Origin of the sequence: Synechococcus sp. CCY 0621 (assembly GCF_019038465.1) — a bacterium.
In the GTDB taxonomy this organism is placed as follows: Bacteria; Cyanobacteriota; Cyanobacteriia; order PCC-6307; family Cyanobiaceae; genus Cyanobium.
This window is the reverse complement of sequence record NZ_JAFKRH010000043.1, coordinates 1-15084: the sequence shown is the minus strand read 5'-3', so window position 1 is coordinate 15084 and position 15084 is coordinate 1. Positions and strand designations below refer to the sequence as shown.

General features: G+C 68.3%; 17 protein-coding genes and 2 tRNA genes. 11 read left to right on the top strand and 8 right to left on the bottom strand.

All coding sequences use genetic code 11. The features are described 5' to 3' along the window. Positions 1-23: 23 nt before the first annotated feature. The 3 genes from KUG43_RS14630 to KUG43_RS14620 are packed head-to-tail and all read right to left on the bottom strand — an operon-like array spanning position 24 to position 2643. Positions 24-461 (bottom strand): DUF3119 family protein, encoded by a 438-nt coding sequence (locus KUG43_RS14630; protein WP_216910257.1) that lies wholly within the window; start codon positions 459-461, stop codon positions 24-26. Further along, positions 458-1207, bottom strand: a complete 750-nt coding sequence (locus tag KUG43_RS14625) for an MlaE family ABC transporter permease (RefSeq protein WP_216910256.1) — start codon at positions 1205-1207, stop codon at positions 458-460. Before KUG43_RS14625 ends, KUG43_RS14630 begins: the two co-directional genes overlap by 4 nt. Then, the gene (locus KUG43_RS14620; RefSeq protein ID WP_216910255.1) at positions 1204-2643 is read right to left on the bottom strand and encodes an MFS transporter; all 1440 of its coding nucleotides are present in this window, start codon (positions 2641-2643) and stop codon (positions 1204-1206) included. The genes KUG43_RS14625 and KUG43_RS14620 overlap by 4 nt, the downstream gene beginning before the upstream one ends. A 118-nt stretch (positions 2644-2761) precedes the next feature. On the opposite strand from KUG43_RS14620, the gene KUG43_RS14615 reads away from it, so the two are divergent. From KUG43_RS14615 to KUG43_RS14600, 4 genes are all read left to right on the top strand, one after another. Beyond that, a tRNA-Gly gene (locus KUG43_RS14615) sits at positions 2762-2832 on the top strand. A gap of 96 nt (positions 2833-2928) precedes the next feature. Further along, a complete protein-coding gene (locus tag KUG43_RS14610; protein ID WP_286194841.1) occupies positions 2929-3087 on the top strand; it encodes a type II toxin-antitoxin system Phd/YefM family antitoxin in 159 nt (52 codons plus the stop codon). A gap of 353 nt (positions 3088-3440) precedes the next feature. Further along, positions 3441-3635, top strand: coding sequence for a DNA-binding protein (locus KUG43_RS14605; RefSeq protein WP_216910253.1), 195 nt, complete (start codon positions 3441-3443; stop codon positions 3633-3635). Continuing rightward, on the top strand, positions 3635-4027 hold the full coding sequence (locus KUG43_RS14600; RefSeq protein WP_216910251.1) for a type II toxin-antitoxin system death-on-curing family toxin: 393 nt from the start codon (positions 3635-3637) through the stop codon (positions 4025-4027). Before KUG43_RS14605 ends, KUG43_RS14600 begins: the two co-directional genes overlap by 1 nt. A 624-nt stretch (positions 4028-4651) precedes the next feature. Here the strand turns inward: KUG43_RS14600 and KUG43_RS14595 are convergent. Next, positions 4652-6826, bottom strand: a complete 2175-nt coding sequence (locus tag KUG43_RS14595) for a glycogen debranching protein (RefSeq protein ID WP_216910298.1) — start codon at positions 6824-6826, stop codon at positions 4652-4654. A gap of 71 nt (positions 6827-6897) precedes the next feature. Here KUG43_RS14595 and KUG43_RS14590 point away from each other — a divergent pair, with 71 nt between their 5' ends. From KUG43_RS14590 to KUG43_RS14565, 6 genes are all read left to right on the top strand, one after another. Next, positions 6898-7638: an MBL fold metallo-hydrolase gene (locus tag KUG43_RS14590; RefSeq protein WP_216910249.1), complete on the top strand. Its 741-nt coding sequence runs from the start codon at positions 6898-6900 to the stop codon at positions 7636-7638. A gap of 147 nt (positions 7639-7785) precedes the next feature. After that, positions 7786-8061: an HU family DNA-binding protein gene (locus tag KUG43_RS14585; protein ID WP_015110525.1), complete on the top strand. Its 276-nt coding sequence runs from the start codon at positions 7786-7788 to the stop codon at positions 8059-8061. A 56-nt stretch (positions 8062-8117) separates the two neighbouring features. Then, on the top strand, positions 8118-9089 hold the full coding sequence (gene gluQRS / locus KUG43_RS14580) for a tRNA glutamyl-Q(34) synthetase GluQRS (protein WP_216910296.1): 972 nt from the start codon (positions 8118-8120) through the stop codon (positions 9087-9089). A gap of 417 nt (positions 9090-9506) precedes the next feature. Then, a complete protein-coding gene (locus KUG43_RS14575; RefSeq protein ID WP_286194840.1) occupies positions 9507-9812 on the top strand; it encodes a lactate dehydrogenase in 306 nt (101 codons plus the stop codon). A gap of 96 nt (positions 9813-9908) precedes the next feature. Beyond that, complete coding sequence (locus KUG43_RS14570) at positions 9909-10172, top strand: hypothetical protein (protein WP_216910247.1); 264 nt, start codon at positions 9909-9911, stop codon at positions 10170-10172. Between the two features lie 147 nt (positions 10173-10319). Beyond that, positions 10320-10688 (top strand): AbrB family transcriptional regulator, encoded by a 369-nt coding sequence (locus KUG43_RS14565; protein WP_216910245.1) that lies wholly within the window; start codon positions 10320-10322, stop codon positions 10686-10688. A 44-nt stretch (positions 10689-10732) separates the two neighbouring features. On the opposite strand, the gene KUG43_RS14560 is transcribed toward KUG43_RS14565, so the two are convergent. Together KUG43_RS14560 and KUG43_RS14555 are read right to left on the bottom strand one after the other, a co-directional pair. Next, the gene (locus KUG43_RS14560; RefSeq protein ID WP_216910243.1) at positions 10733-11221 is read right to left on the bottom strand and encodes a hypothetical protein; all 489 of its coding nucleotides are present in this window, start codon (positions 11219-11221) and stop codon (positions 10733-10735) included. An 85-nt stretch (positions 11222-11306) separates the two neighbouring features. Then, positions 11307-11378, bottom strand: a tRNA-Thr gene (locus KUG43_RS14555). Positions 11379-11430: 52 nt separating this feature from the next. Between KUG43_RS14555 and KUG43_RS14550 the strand changes: the two genes are divergently transcribed. After that, on the top strand, positions 11431-11688 hold the full coding sequence (locus tag KUG43_RS14550) for a DUF3493 domain-containing protein (RefSeq protein ID WP_216910241.1): 258 nt from the start codon (positions 11431-11433) through the stop codon (positions 11686-11688). On the opposite strand, the gene KUG43_RS14545 is transcribed toward KUG43_RS14550, so the two are convergent. Together KUG43_RS14545 and infB are read right to left on the bottom strand one after the other, a co-directional pair. After that, positions 11605-12282: a low-complexity tail membrane protein gene (locus tag KUG43_RS14545; protein ID WP_216910239.1), complete on the bottom strand. Its 678-nt coding sequence runs from the start codon at positions 12280-12282 to the stop codon at positions 11605-11607. The genes KUG43_RS14550 and KUG43_RS14545 overlap by 84 nt on opposite strands. Before the next feature lie 4 nt (positions 12283-12286). Next, positions 12287-15084: translation initiation factor IF-2 (gene infB / locus KUG43_RS14540; protein WP_286194838.1), on the bottom strand; the 2798-nt coding region annotated here is incomplete at its 5' end.

The following is a 15084-nucleotide window of genomic DNA, read 5'->3' as shown; positions in this document are numbered from 1 at the left end:
GGGTAAGCAAGGCAGCGGGGGACTCAGGCGGGGTTGCGGGGAGCGGGGGTAGGGGGTGGCAGGCGGAGGTCCAGCTGCTCCCGCAGGGCCGTGGCATCGAACAGCATCGGCAACAGATGGATGCTGTTCTCCTCCCGGAAATAGAACAGCACCGGCAGGGCCGGCCACCAGACCCTCCAGCCGATCCAGGCGTCGTAGGGAAAGCGGCGGATCACGGTGTCGCGGCGAGCCACCAGCAGGGCCTCCGGGGCGAAGCGCAACCGCAGCAGGGCCGTCTGCAGCAGCAGGAACAGCCCCATCACGGCCGCTCCCAGGGCCAGCCAGACCACGCCACCCCAGAGGGGCCGCAGCCCCAGGCAGGCGCCGGCCAGCAGCAGCACGCCGAGCGGCACCCAGAAGCGGGGGTGGAGCACCACCTCGTCAGCAGCGGAGCCTGGCGGGGGGGAGGGGGTGGTGGTCATTGGCCGAAGAGCAATTGGGTGAGCAGCACGTCCACCAGGGCGACGGTGACGAGAATCATGACCACGGCGCCGGTGGTGCTGGCGCCCACCTCCTTCGGCCCCCCGCGGGTGGTGAGCCCCCAGCCGCAGGCGATGACGGCGATCATCAGGCCGAATACCACGGCCTTGAGCAGCATCGAGGGCAGGTCGTCGGGCTCCATCCAGACCCGCACCGAGTTCCAGAAGACGGTGGGCGGAATGCTGTACAGCAGCGTGCTGCTCACCTGGCCCGACCAGATGGCCATCCAGAAGAACAGCAGGCACTGCACCGGCGCCATCACCACCATGGCCAGCACCCGGGGCACCACCAGGTACTGCACCGGGTCGGTGCGCAGCATTGTGATGGCGTCGATCTGCTCGGTCACCTTCATGGTGCCCAGCTGGGCGGCATAGGCCGTGGCCACCTTGCCGGTGAGCAGGGTGGCGGTGAGCAGTGGCGCGATCTCCCGCGAGAGGCCAAGCGCCAGCAGGCCCCCGACGGCCGAGCTGGCCCCCTGCTTGGAAAGTTCCGCCGCCACCTGGATGTTGAACACCGTGCCGGCCGCCAGGGCCGTGATCAGCACGATCAGGAAGCTGCCCGGCCCGGCCTCCAGCAGTTCCTGGATCAGATCGACCATGCCGATGCGGCCGCGGGCGATGGCGCTGACGGCCTGGCCGCCGATCATCAGGCTGGAGCCCAGTCGCTGCAGCCAGCGCGGCGCCTTCATGGCACGGAGGCGGGCAGGGCCTCCGGGTGGGGGCCCCTCTCCGGCCAGCGGCGCATCACCACCAGGCCCAGCACCACCAGCAGCGCCGGGATCAGGCCCATGCACATCCGGATCGCCAGCAGGGCGCTGTCGGGTTGCAGGATGCCCCGGGCCGCCTGGTAGCCGCTGAGGCTCATCAGATTGCCGAAGAAGAACAGGGCCAGGCTGATGCAGATCTTCTGGGTGAACACCATCCAGGCGCTGTAGAGGCCGGCGGGCTTCTCCGGATCGGCATCGATGGCATCCGGCAGCAGGGCCCAGGGAATCAGGTAGGCGGTGGAGGCCCCCAGGCCCACGATCAGGATCGTGACCACCAGGGCACAGAGCCGCAGCAGGTTTCCGGACGATGCAGTCGGGCCGATGGCGGCATCAAGGGGCACCAGCAGCATCGCCATCAGACAGGCGGCGATCCAGAGGGTTGTGCCCCAGTGCAGGGCCGTGAGGCGACCGCGCTGACGGGCGACGCCGGTCCAGAGTTGGAGCCCCACCAGGGTGCTGACCTGGAAGGGCAGCAGGATCCAGTTGCTCCAGCCTTCCGGCAGCCGCATCACCACCGGCAGGTAGATCAGCGCTGCCGTCTGCATGATCTGCAGGGCGCACCAGAGCAGCAGGTACAACCCCAGCACCATCTGGAAGCGCCCGTTGCTGCCTACCCGGGCCAGGAGCCGCCGGGTGGTGCCCCGTTGGCTGGAGGGACGCTGGCAGTTTCTTGCAGCCGGGGCGATGCCCCAGCCACAGAGCAGGGTGGAGCAGGTGATCAGCACCCCAGAGAAGATTCCCACCTGCAGGTAGCTGTCGGGATTCTGGTGATCCTTCAGAAGCACGCCCCCCAGCACGATGCCCACCAGGCCGGCGATGATCGAGCCGGTGAAGCGGGCACTGTTGAGCCGGGTGCGCAGGTTGACGCTGGTGGTGAGTTCGGCGGCCAGGGCCGAGTAGGGAAGGTTGACGCAGGTGTAGAGGCTGTTGGCCACCATCGAGATGGCCACGAAGACGGCGAATCGGACCCAGAGCCCTCCCGGCGGCAGCCACCACATCAGGGCCATGGCGAAGCCGAGTGGAACGGCGCTGCCGAGGATCCAGGGCAGTCGGGGGCCCCAGGACGAGCGGGTCTTGTCGCTCAGCCAGCCCACGATCGGGTCGTTGATGGCATCCCAGAGCCGGGACACCATCAGCACCAGGCCGGCCATCCAGGGTGGCAGGCCTGCCGCCGAGGTGTAGAAGATGAACAGATAAAAGCCGATCAGGGAGGCGGCCATCCCGGTGCCGGCATCTCCCATGCCGTAGGCGAGCAGCACCCGTCGGCGTTCACCGGCTGGCAGGTCCGCCGTGTCCACCACACACGCTGGCAAGTCCGGCGCTGTCGGCGGCGGGGTGGACGGCGTGGGGGAGGTCAAACCTTGAGGCGCTCCTGTGGGGGTCGTCCGGTGTCGGTGGTCCGGTCTGGGCAGGCCGGTGCAGGTCATAATGCTGCAGCCGGTTCCGGCGAACCAGCTCCAGTACCTCTGTACTGCTGCGGGCGTAGTTTAGTGGTAAAACCTCAGCCTTCCAAGCTGATGATGCGGGTTCGATTCCCGCCGCCCGCTTCCTTTAGGCACCCCATCGTGAGCGGCTGCACCGTGATCCGGTGGTGAGCTCCTGACCCGCCGCCCCAGAGTGGGTCATCCCGATGGTCAACGGCCATGGTGCAGGAGACTGTGGCGGAAGCCAGGAGCCAGCTCTCCATCCTGTTGGACGCCATGGAGGCCGGCCAGACCGTGGTGATCGCCCGCCGCGGCAAGGCCATCGCCGAGCTGGTGCCGCGCTGCAGCGGGCGTTGCGGGAGGAGCCCACGCGCCTGATGCTCTCCATCGACACCTGAGTGCTGCTGGCGGTGATGACGCCGGAGGCCCACTCCGCCGCGGCAGCGGCTTTTCTGGCGCAGGCCCGTGCATCGCTCGATCAGCCGCTGGAGCGTCACCGAGCTCCATTCCGCCCTCGGCCTCAAGGTGCGCACCCTACGGCCTTGCCGCGGGACTTCAGCAGCAGAAATGGATCCACTTCTGGCCTGCAGCAGGCAGAAGCGGCAGACATGAGCGTGGCATGGAGAGGCCCGCAGCGAGCCCTCCTCGCAGAACCGCCAATTCCGCGGCCAGCCGTCCGCGAACGGAGGTGCCAACCTGGATGGCATGAGTCCTCCAGGTGGAGCGAGCGGGTGGGAATCGCGATCGAGCTCAGCGACCAGCATGCCCAGGCCTTGAGCGAAACGGCTCGCCGTCTCCACGTCACTGAGGCCGAGTTGGCTGCGGCAGCAGTGCGGGATCTGGTTGCTCGGCAATCGGTTGATTTCCAGGCCGCTGCAGATCGGGTGCTCACCAAGAACCAGGAGCTCTATCGCCGGCTGGCCTAATGCGCAGGCTGAGCCTGCCCGAGGTGCTGGAGCTGCACCGTCGCCTCATCGAGCAAACCGGTGGCATGCCCGGCCTGCGCGACCTGGGCCTGCTGGAGGCCTCCCTCGCCCAGCCCCACCAGAGCTTTGGTGGTGCTGATCTCTACCCAGGACTGAATGACAAGGCCGCAGCGCTGGGGTTCTCCCTGATCCAGAACCATCCCTTCGTGGATGGCAATAAGCGGATCGGCCATGCCGCCATGGAAATCACGCTCGTGCTGAACGGGGTTGAGTTGACCGCCTCTATCGATGCCGCCGAGGCCGTTGTATCGGCCGTGGCCAGCGGCGAGCTTGATCGCGAGGCCTTCACGCACTGGGTCGCGGACAACCAGCGGAGGACTGAACCGTTCTGATCGGTCTCAGCAACCTGCGGCCTTATTCCTGCACGCGGGTCCAGCCGATCAACGAGCCCTCCGGCGGATCGTGCAAGCCGGCGTACTTCTCCGCGAGGACCATCTCCTGCCAGGAGTTGCTGTTGGGGTCCAAGCCCTCGGCGATGGCCTGTAGCCGTGCTGCGGCAAAGGGGGTGCGGCGCCCACCGTGTACTGCATGGCTCTGCGGCCGGCGCCGCTGCCCGCCCACGGCTGAAGGACGGCCGCTGACGACCGGAGCATTGCGGCGTCTGCAGAGCCTTGCGGCATGGCTGGCAGCAAGCCCGATGCCGTGGAGCAGAACGATCTGAGCGGCTCGGTTCCCTCGCGCCGCACGTAGACGTGGGCACCTCCGCTCCAACCTTGATTCCGCTGTCGCCTTATTCATGGAAGTGGCCTCCTCCATGAATAAGGCGCCTTCCCGTCCGCAGGGCGTCTCGCGAATCTCGCCACGTTCTCAGGCACTGTTTACGTGACGGACATCCTCCTCGGCCCTCCAGGACCCCAGGCGGCTTACAAGAGCAAAACATCTCACCAAACGTCTCACATGGGTTTTTTCCGTTGTTGAGAAGCCTGCTGCCGCAATCAGATTGGGTGATTTGTGGCTCAGCCTTCCAAGCTGATGATGCGGGTTCGATTCCCGCCGCCCGCTTTCTTCTTTCCCCCGGCGGCCTTGGCCTGGGAGGTCCTGGCCCTCGGGGTTGAAGCCACGAGCGTGTCCTCAAGCAGGGGCGTGGCTACCAGCAGCATCAGGCTGCGGCTCTCCAGGGGGGCCGTGGCCGGCAGCCAGGGTTCGGGCGTCGCGGGCAGGTCATGGTCGCCGGGGATGGCCGTGTCGATGACCCGCCGCCAGCCGGCCGGTTGGGGCGGCAGGGCGAACTGCATCGGCTGGTAGTAGGCGTTCATCCCACACCAGATCAGGGGACCGATGCTGGCGTCGTGGAGGCTCCAGGCCAGGCAGTGGGACCAGCTGGCCCAGTCCGGCCTGCCCAGTTCGAGTCCGTGCCACTCCCGCCAGAGGGGCAGGTTGCCGGCGCCCCTGACCTGCCCGCTGGGGGTGGGGGGCAGCTCCTGATTCAGCAGGGGGGCCAGCCGTTGACGCAGGTGGATCAGGCGCCTCAGGAACCGGCGCAGGTCCAGGTCGCCCGCGTCCGGCTGCCAGTGCATCCAGCCCAGGGGGTTGTTCTGGCACCAGGTGTTGTTGTTGCCCCCCTGGCTGCGGCGCACTTCGTCCCCCATCAGCAACATGGGCACCCCGGGGGCCAGCAGCAGAGAGGCGAGCAGGTTGCGCAGCTGCCTGTCACGCAGGCTCTGCACCCCCGGGTCGCTGCAGGGCCCTTCCACACCGTGGTTCCAGCTGTTGTTGTGGTTGTCCCCGTCGCGGTCGTTCTCGCCGTTGGCCAGGTTGTGCTTGCGGTCGAAACTGACCAGGTCGGCCAGGGTGAAGCCGTCGTGGGCGGTGAGGAAATTGATCGTGCGTCCCACCGGCGAGGGCTGACCGTTGAACAGGTCCGGGTTGCCGGAAAGGCGCTGGCTCAGGGTCCAGGTGCTGCGGTCGTCCCCCTTCCAGAAGCGACGCACATCGTCGCGGAAGCGGCCGTTCCAGCTGGCCACCCGCCGGGCGGGGAAGTCGGCGAGCCGGTAGAGGCCGCCGCAGTCCCAGGGCTCGCTGACCACCTTCAGATCGCTGAGGTCAGGATCCGCTTCCATCTCCTCGAACAGGGGGGGGGCATCGAGGGGAGCCAGCGCCTCGCCCCGGGTCAGGGCGATGCCCAGATCGAAGCGGAAGCCGTCGATGCCCAGTTCGGTGCTCCAGCAGCGCAGGGACTCCAGGATCAGACGCCGCACCAGGGGGCGGTTGGCGGCGATGGTGTTGCCGCAGCCGCTGACATCGAGGTAATCGCCCTTGGCGGTCTGGTGGTAGTAGAGGGCGTCGCCGAACCCCCGCCAGCTCAGGGTGGGGCCCTGCTGGTTGCCCTCGCTGGTGTGGTTGTAAACCACATCAAGAATCACCTCCAGGCCCGCCTGATGGCAGGCGGTCACCAGTTGGCGCACCTCATGCCGTCCCTGCAACGGGTCGCTGTCCACCAGGTAGGCCGGGTGGGGGGCCATCCAGCTCACGGGGCTGTAACCCCAATGGTTGAAGCGCCCGTTGGGGGCGTCCTGGGGATCGAAGGCCATCACCGGCAGCAGCTCGATGGCCGTCACCCCCATCTCCTGGAGGTAGGGCAGGGTGTCGATCAACCCCAGCAGGGTTCCCTGCCGTTCTGCTGGCACCGGGCAGCCGTTGCCCCGGGTGAAGCCACCCACGTGCAGCTCATAGATGATGCTCTTCTGCCACGGATGGCGCGGGCGGGGGGCGGCGTCGAAGTCGAACCGGTCGCGCTCGGTGACCACCCCCTTGAGGCAGGCGGAGGCGTTGGGGACAGCCCCGACAGCGGCGCCCCGCTGATAACCCTCCCAGCCGGTGACGGCCCTGGCGCAGGGGTCGAGCAGAACCTTGGAGGGATTGAAGCCGTGGCTTCCCGGCTGGATCGGGCCGAAGACGCGGTAGCCATAACAGCAGCCCAGGCCCAGGCCCTCCACCTCCACATGCCAGTGCTCCCCTGAGCGGTGGCAGGGGTCGAGTTCAATCACCTCCAGGGGTTCGCGGGCCTCGCCGTCCGCGAAGATCAGCAGCTCAATGCGCGTGGCCAGGGGGGCCACCACGGAGAAATTGACGCCCCGGCGCGTGACGGAGGCCCCCAGTGGCCAGGGATGTCCGATCCGGGTCGCCGACAAATCACTGGCCTGGATTGCCCCCAAGGGTACGTCGGGGCTACGGAAGCTGCCGCCGGAGGTTCAATGGGGCCATGGCCAGTGCTCAAGCTTCCCTGCTGCCGCCCGAGGAGGGCCGACCGCCCCAGCCGGTGGCCCCGGGGTTGTGGCTGTTCGCGCCCAGCCGGGAGAGTCAGGGGGGCAGCGCCTGGCTGCTCGAGACGGCCGCCGCCGACCTGCTGATCGACTGCCCCGCCTTTACCCGGGCCAACCTGCAGTTCCTGGCGGCTCGCCCCCGCCCTGCGTGCCAGGCCTGGATCCTGCTCACCGGCCGCGACGGCCACGGCCGCTGCCGCCGCCTGCAGCAGGCCCTGGGATGGCCGGTCCTGGTGCAGGAGCAGGAGGCCTACCTCCTGCCCGGCGTGGATCCGCTGCACACCTTCGCCAGCGAGCACCAACTCGAGCCGGACGTGCGTTTGCTCTGGACGCCGGGGCCTTCCCCCGGGGCCTGTGTGGTGCATGTGTCCCCGCTGGGCGGCGCGGGCCTGGACGGGCTGTTCTGCGGCCGACTGCTGGTTCCGGTGGCGCCGGCCCGCGTGGCGCCCCTGCGGCTGCGGGGCACCTTTCACTGGGGACGCCAGCTTCGCAGCGTCGAGCGCCTGCGCCAGTGGCTACCGGACGGGTCCCCCGACTGGATCGCCAGCGGCGCCGGACTGGGGGCCTTGAGGGGCCCGAAGCTGGTGGAGCAGGGCGCCTCCTTGATCCGCGACCTGGATCTGGAGGCCATGGTCCTCCAGCCCCCCGACGGACCCATGACCCCCAAACCGCTGTCATGAGTGGACTTTTCTAGTTGCGGCCCCGCCGCAGGACCCATACGATTGGCGCGCTGAGCGCATCGGGCGGTCGGGGACTTCCGATTCGCCTTCATCACTCGACGTCCCGAACCCCGCCATCGCCACCTATCCGGAGGCTTACCCAGAACCATGAACAAAGCTGATCTCGTCAACATCGTGGCTGCCCGCACGGAGCTCACCAAGACCGACGTCTCCCTCGTGGTCGATGCCGCGATCGAAACCATCGTGGACTCGGTGGTCGAGGGCAAGAAGGTGTCCATCCTCGGTTTCGGCTCCTTCGAGCCCCGGGAACGGTCCGCCCGCCAGGGTCTGAACCCCAAGACCGGCGAGAAGATCAAGATCCCCGCCAAGCGCGTGCCCGCCTTCACCGCCGGCAAGCTGTTCAAGGACAAGGTTCAGGGCTGATCCGCCGCAAGGGCCGTTTCGCCATGCCAGCGCCCGCCGGGGCTCCGGCCCCGGCTATGCGGCTTCCCCACCATCTCCAGGCCCAGCTCGCCCAGGGTGTGGGGCGACGACACCAGGGTTACCGGACCCGTTTTGCCCCCTCCCCCACGGGGCCCCTGCACCGGGGTAATCTCCGCACCGCCCTGCTCAGCTGGCTTGAAGCCAGGCTCAGGGGCGGGGAGTGGCTGCTCCGCATCGACGACCTCGACACCCCCCGCAACCGGCTGGGTGCCGAGGCCGCCATCCTTGACGACCTCCGCTGGCTCGGCCTCGACTGGGACGGGCCGGTGGTGCGTCAGAGCGTCCATCGCGGCCTCTACGCCACCGTTCTGTCAGCCCTGCGCCGGGCCGGCCATCTCTACCCCTGCCGCTGCAGCCGCAGGCTGCTGGCCGATGTCTCGGCGCCCCATGGGGCCTTGGCGGTCTACCCGGGGTACTGCCGGGACCAGGTGCCCTTGTGGGGGCCCCAGGACGGTCGCCTGCCCAGCTGGAGGCTGCGCCTGGAGCCAGGTGTCCTGGGCTGGCAGGAACGCGGCAGTCCCTGCGGCCGCCAGGACGGCCCCACCGCGGTGGGGGACGTGGTGCTGCGGCGGGCCGATGGCGTGGTGGCTTACCACCTGGCCACCGCCGTCGACGAGTTGCTGATGGGGATCAGCGAGGTGGTGCGTGGGGATGATCTCTGGCCCTCCACCGGGGCCCAGGTGGCAGTGATCACCGCCCTGGGCTTCCCTGCACCGGCCTATGCCCATGTGCCCCTCTGGCGCGACGCCAGGGGCGAGCGGCTGAGCAAGCGGGAGGGGGCCGAGGGGTTGGCCGGTCTGCGCAGCCGCGGCCTGGATGCCCCAGCGGTGATCGGCTGCCTGGCGGCCAGCCTGGAACTGGTGCCAGCGGATAGTCGACTCAGTGCCCGGGAGCTGGCGGCCAGCCTGTCGATTCAGGCTCTGGACGCCTGCTTGCACCCGAACCGGGCCAAGGGGAAAAAGGTTTAAGGAAGGTTTCGGGATTCAAGGGGTCTGGGTCGGTCACAGTGAGGAGATCAGAACAATCATCGGCAATTGGCCATGTCCCTTCAGGTTCCCTCCGCCGACTCGAGGAGCCATCCCCCTGCACCGTGCCGATGTTCCCAGTGCGGCGGCAGCGGTCTGCTGAGGATTGATGACCAGCGGTACCGCACCTGCCTGGATTGCCTGGGTCAGGGGCACACCCAGGCGTTGGCAGGCGACGGACTGTTCTTCCGGATCGTCAACGCGACGTCCGCTTCCGCCGCCAGATGAAGAACGCGGTGGTGGCCACCACCGCCGCCAGCGGCGCTGCCGTGAGCAGCAGCAGGATCACGGCGGTCCAGTCGGTGTACATGGGTGCGTCTGTTCGAGCGGTGCCATCATCCCAGTAGATGCTCCCCGGTGATGGCGAACGAACAGCAACCCCGTGAGCCTTGGCGGCGCTCGCCGTCACTTCTCGCCTTTGGCCTGGCTGGTGGACTGGTGCTTTCCCTGATCGGGGGCACGGGGCAATCTCTGGCGAACGTGCAGTTCGAGAATTGCGTCACCGCTGCCGATGGCTCCATCACCTGCGACACGGTGCCCACCGGCAACACCCTGATGAATGATGTCGACGCCCGCTATGGACTGCTCCAGAACGCCAGTCCCGGTTGGAGTGAGTTCGAGCCTTACCAGGGATACGACGATGACTTCGGCGGCAACGAGACCTGATCCGCTGGCGCCCGCAGCTTGCAACGACATGTGGCGCCTTCCCACGGGCGTACGGTTCGCTGGAGTAGCTCAGAACAGCCGCGCGAGGTGGATGTGATGCATTTCTGGGCACCCGACATCGATCCCGCCCATCCCCTGGAGTGCACCCAGGCCGAGCGCTATGTGCTGCAGCGCCTATCGGACGGCTCCTACGTTTCGATCCGTCCCGACGACCAGGGTCTGGGGGATGTGAGCGATCCGATGGAGGCCTATCTGTTCCATACCCATGAAGCGGCGGTGCGCGCCGCCGGTGAGCTGAACCGTCTTGGTGGCGACGGTTTCGACGTGGTCAAGGTGGAGTGGCCGGTGGCGTTGTGCTGAGCCCAGCCCTGGGCTGGAGCCGAGGCCCTGGCCGAGCAGCAGATGGATTCAGATGCGAGTTGGCCCTTGGCGTGTATCGGCAGCTCCTCTAATGACGACAAGCAGATAAACCTTTATAGTGAGTCTTGTAAGGTTTGTTTGCTCCCCATGCTCACCGGATCTGATCTCCTGGCCAAGGTCAAGGAGTTGGGCGATGTCTCGAAATCCGATTTGGTGCGTGGTTGCGGCTACGTCAGTACCAAGAAGGATGGCGCCGAGCGTCTGAATTTCACGGCCTTTTATGAGGCCCTGCTGGAAGCCAAGGGCGTCAGCCTGGGTGAAGGTGGCGGCAAGGGTGCATCCAAGGGCGGCCGCAAGCTGAGCTATGTGGCCACCGTCCAAGGCAACGGCAATCTTCTGGTGGGCAAGGCCTACACCGCCATGCTCGATCTGCAGCCTGGCGATGAATTCGAGATCAAGCTGGGCCGCAAGCAGATCCGCCTGATTCCCGCAGGATCCACCGAAGACGAGGACTGAGGGCGAGACCCGATCCGTGGCTGGTGCCTCGCAGCACGTCGTGGTTACACGAGTCGATCTTGTCTCTCACGCTTGAGGCGATCACAGGACACCAGGAAAGCCGTCACCTGATCCCCCCAGTTCACCACCACAAGCATGTTTCTGGGTGTTCGGGCAAATCCCTGTTGAGACAGTACGGCAAAGCGGTTGAGATCGTCGTGGCTCACCAATGGATGGCTCCCCTGGATGGCCTGCCAGGCGCGTAGGAACGTGTCCCCCTCCAGCTCGTGGCACCGGGCATAGGCCTCCTCGGTACCAACGCCCTGGCGGCGCAGTCTCACGAAGCTGTCCAGATCCGGCCCCAGGTGGTCGATCCAGCGGCCGAGGTCCCCCACGGCCATCACCCTGCTGCGCTCGGGGCCTTGGCTCGTCAGCAGCAGGGCGGTGGTGCCCAGCGACCAGCTCGCCTGCGCCAGCAGCTGCTCGGCCGCATCCTTCAGAGCTCCATGGTGGCTCTCCAGCAGCTGCTCGTGGCGCGTCCTGAGATCATCCATGGTCCGAGTATCGCCACTGACGCCGCCAAGCGAAAACGCACCGGAGCTGGCCTCGGAACGGGGACTGGGGCGGGGTGAGCAGAGAAGCCGGTGATCGGATTTGAACCGACGACCTACTGATTACGAATCAGTTGCTCTACCCCTGAGCTACACCGGCGTCGGCCAAGAAATTAGCATTCGTCGGATCGCCACCCGCTTCACGCCCTTCCATGGGATCCGACCCGAAGAGATCCCTGGATCCGGAGTTGCGCCGGCGCTTGCTGGCGGAAGCCAAGACACCTTGGCGGGGGCTGCGGCGGGCGCTGTGGTTTGCCCTGGTGGCCTCCGCCGGCCTTGGTCTGGCGACGATGGCACTGAGGGCCTCCGCCGGTTCGGAGGTGGCCTCAGGGGACCTGCTGATCCAGGTCGGCGCCCTCAGCCTCTTCGGTGCGTTGCTCTGGTTCGACCGCAACCGGGGGGATGATTGAGGGCTCCTGCAGCTTCAGGGGTTCCGGCAGCAGCAGCGGCAAACCCAGGCAGAGGCGTTGCTGCTCCAGTTCCGCCTGGCTCAGCGGCGCTGTCCCGGCCACCGTCTCTGGCTTGCGGCTGAGCAGCCACAGGGACTGGAGCAGCTGTTGCCACTGCCACAGCATCAGCGCCAGCAGCAGGGCCGCCAGCAGCAGGGCCACCAGCCGCGGACAGGCGCTGAAGGGGGAGACGGGGGAGGCCACGGCCGCCTGACGGTCGATCCACCACAGCAGGGGCAGGCCCAGGGCGGCACCGCCGGCCGTGGCCAGCGCCAGGGCAGGGGTGGCCTGGAGTCGGCTGAGCCGGCGCTGCAGCTCCCGGCGGCCTTTCAGGGGGGTCTGCAGCAGCAGCAACGACCAGACGTCGGCGGGGCGACGCACCAGCAGCAGGGCCGGCGCCAGGGCGCCGATCGCCCAGCAGAGCAGCCGCTCCAGCCCCGGCAGGGGGCCGGGGTCGCTGCCGGCGAGCACCAGCAGCAACAGCAGGGCCTCAAGAGGCAACACCCCGAAGCCGATCAGCTGGAGCCAGAGCAGGGGCTCGCTGCGGGGTGTCACGGGATCAGGTGCTGAGGGTCCGGCGCTGGGTGACCAACTTGAAGGCCTCAACCCGATCCCTCTCCTGCCAGCCGGTGAACCGGTCGCAGCCGATGCCGCACTCGAAGCCCGTGGCCACCTCCTTGACGTCGTCCTTGTTGCGACGCAGCGAATCGAGATCGCCTTCGTAGACGAGCTCCTTGCCGCGGTGCACGCGGATGCGGCAGTTGCGCTGCAGTTTGCCGTTGGTGACGTAGCAACCGGCGACGGCGCTCTTGCCGATGGTGAACACGGCCCGCACTTCTGCTTCGCCCAGGTTCTCCTCCACCAGCTCCGGTTCCAGCAGGCCCTCCATGGCCATCTGGATGTCCTCCAGCAGCTTGTAGATGACGTCGTAATCGCGCACATCCACACCCGTGGCATCGGCGGCACGCTTGGCACCGGAGGCCATCGAGGTGTTGAAGCCCACGATCACGGCGCCCGAAGCGGCCGCCAGGTCGACGTCCGTTTCGGTGATCTCACCAGGGGCCGACAGCAGCACCCGCACCTGAACCTCCTCCTGGGGCAGCTGTTCGAGGGATCCGAGGATTGCCTCCACGCTGCCCTGGACATCGGCCTTGAGGATGAGGTTGAGCTCCTTGAGCTCGCCCTCGCTGACCTGGCCCGACATCGAGGCCAGGGACACCCTCCTGGAGGCCATCTGCTGGGCCAGGCGGGTGGCCCTGGCCTCGTTGGCCCGGTCGCCCACCACGGCCCGGGCACTCTTCTCGTCGGTGTACACCTCGAACTCGTCGCCGGCGGTGGGCACCTCGCTGAAGCCGAGGGCCTCCACGGCGCTGGAGGGGCCGGCCTGTTTGACCCGTTTGCCGGTGTCGTCGACCATGGCGCGCACCTTGCCGAGAATCGGACCCGCCGCCAGCACGTCGCCGGCCTTGAGGGTGCCGTTCTGGATCAGCAGCGTGGCCACCGGACCCTTGGCCTTGTCGAGGTGGGCCTCGATCACAGTGCCCCGGGCCATCCGGTCGGGGTTGGCCTGCAGGTCCTCCACTTCGGTGACCAGCAGGATCATCTCCAGCAGCTTGTCGATGTTTTCGCCCTTGATGGCACTCACGGGGACCATCACGGTGGTGCCTCCCCAGTCCTCCGCCACCAGATCCAGGCCGGAGAGTTCCTGCTTGACCCGGTCGGGCTGGGCCCCTTCCTTGTCGATCTTGTTGATCGCCACCACGATCGGCACCTCGGCGGCGCGGGCGTGGCTGATCGCCTCCAGGGTCTGGGGGCGGACGCCGTCATCGGCGGCCACCACCAGCACGGCCACGTCGGTGACCTTGGTGCCGCGGGCCCGCATGGCGGTGAACGCCTCGTGGCCAGGGGTGTCAAGGAAGGTGATCTTGCGGGTTTCGTCGCCATGGGGCACATCCACCTGGTAGGCACCGATGTGCTGGGTGATGCCGCCGGCCTCGCCCGCCGCCACCCGCGTCTTGCGGATGGCATCGAGCAGGCTCGTCTTGCCATGGTCAACGTGACCCATCACGGTCACCACCGGGGGCCGGCGGATCAGGTGGGCCAGGTCGCTGTCCTCGATCATCTCCACGGTCTTCTTGGCCGCGGCTTCGATGTCGTCCTGGAGCACGGGCACGCCGAACTCCTCTGACACCGTCTCGATCGTGTGCAGGTCGAGGGTCTGGGTGACGGTGGCGATGATCCCTTTGAAGAACAGGGATTTGATGATCTCGGAGCTCTCCACTCCGAGGCGGTCGGCGAGTTCCTGCACCGTGAGGTTGCCCTCGGGCACGATCAGCATTTCGGGGCGCAGGGCCTTGGCTTCGCGGGAGGCCCGCAGTTCCATGGCACGGCGCCGCTGGCGTTGGCGGGTGGTCTCCTTCTTGCGCTTGCGCACCGCCACCGTGGGCTTGGCCTGGGCGCCGCCAGGGGTGCGCGGCTTGGCCGGCCGGGCCAGGCTGGCCTGGAGCACCAGGGCTTCCTGCTCGCCGGCAAAGCCGCCGGTTTCGGCGGTGAGGGCATCATCGTTTTCGCCGATGATGTGCACCTTGGTGCGCTGTTTCTGCGGCGTGCGGCTGCGCAGGGCCTCCAGCTTGGCGCTGTCGTCCCAGTCGGGGCGCCGGGCGCCGGGGGCACGGGCGCCGGCCGGCGTGGGCGGGCGGAAGCCAGGGCGACGGGGGGCCGCCGGCGGGGTGGCGGTGGGGCGTGTCACACCTTCGGTGTCACCGCCGGTTTCGGTGCCGCCCTCGCTCCTGTCGGGACGGCGCGGCGGCGCCGCGGTCGGCCGGCCGGTGGGTTTCTGGAGCTGCATCAGCTCGCCGGGGGCCATCGGCTTGCGCATGCCCGCCGGGATCCCAGGGCGGCCGGGGGCTGCGGGACGCCCGGCGGCGGTGGTGCCAGGACCGGCCGAGTCGCGGCGGATCGGCTTGCCGACCAGCTCAAGCGGGGTGGGACCGGGCCGGCCCGGCGCCGATCCGGCCCTGGAGCCGGCGCTGCCGGGCCGTATCGGCGCCGGGGTGCCAGGACGCTGGGGACGGGCCGACGGAGGTGCGGGCCTGCTGCTGGTGGCACCCTGACCGGGTTGGGGACGGCCGACCAGCTGGGGCCGGGTGGCCGGTGGCCGGGTGGGTGCGGCACCGGTTCCGCCCTGCACGGGGCGGCCCGGAGCCGGCGCCGGCGGGCGTTGGGGGGAACCGACCCGCACCGGGGGCGCGGAGGTGCGGTTCACCGGAGCCGGGCTGGTGGGCTTGGGAGCCGCCAGGGGTTTGGCCGGTGGGGCCACGGCGGCGGGCCGGGCCGGGGCCGCGGGCACCGGGCGGG

What these genes read in the sequence shown, in the direction of transcription:
- KUG43_RS14590 (WP_216910249.1), top strand. Translation starts at nt 6,898, where the DNA reads ATGGCCAGTGCTCAAGCTTCCCTGCTGCCGCCCGAGGAGGGCCGACCG.
- KUG43_RS14625 (WP_216910256.1), bottom strand. Translation starts at nt 1,207, where the DNA reads ATGAAGGCGCCGCGCTGGCTGCAGCGACTGGGCTCCAGCCTGATGATC.
- KUG43_RS14570 (WP_216910247.1), top strand. Translation starts at nt 9,909, where the DNA reads ATGCATTTCTGGGCACCCGACATCGATCCCGCCCATCCCCTGGAGTGC.
- KUG43_RS14560 (WP_216910243.1), bottom strand. Translation starts at nt 11,221, where the DNA reads ATGGATGATCTCAGGACGCGCCACGAGCAGCTGCTGGAGAGCCACCAT.
- KUG43_RS14565 (WP_216910245.1), top strand. Translation starts at nt 10,320, where the DNA reads ATGCTCACCGGATCTGATCTCCTGGCCAAGGTCAAGGAGTTGGGCGAT.
- KUG43_RS14575 (WP_286194840.1), top strand. Translation starts at nt 9,507, where the DNA reads ATGGCGAACGAACAGCAACCCCGTGAGCCTTGGCGGCGCTCGCCGTCA.
- KUG43_RS14610 (WP_286194841.1), top strand. Translation starts at nt 2,929, where the DNA reads ATGGTGCAGGAGACTGTGGCGGAAGCCAGGAGCCAGCTCTCCATCCTG.
- gluQRS (WP_216910296.1), top strand. Translation starts at nt 8,118, where the DNA reads ATGCGGCTTCCCCACCATCTCCAGGCCCAGCTCGCCCAGGGTGTGGGG.
- KUG43_RS14585 (WP_015110525.1), top strand. Translation starts at nt 7,786, where the DNA reads ATGAACAAAGCTGATCTCGTCAACATCGTGGCTGCCCGCACGGAGCTC.
- KUG43_RS14630 (WP_216910257.1), bottom strand. Translation starts at nt 461, where the DNA reads ATGACCACCACCCCCTCCCCCCCGCCAGGCTCCGCTGCTGACGAGGTG.
- KUG43_RS14550 (WP_216910241.1), top strand. Translation starts at nt 11,431, where the DNA reads ATGGGATCCGACCCGAAGAGATCCCTGGATCCGGAGTTGCGCCGGCGC.
- KUG43_RS14600 (WP_216910251.1), top strand. Translation starts at nt 3,635, where the DNA reads ATGCGCAGGCTGAGCCTGCCCGAGGTGCTGGAGCTGCACCGTCGCCTC.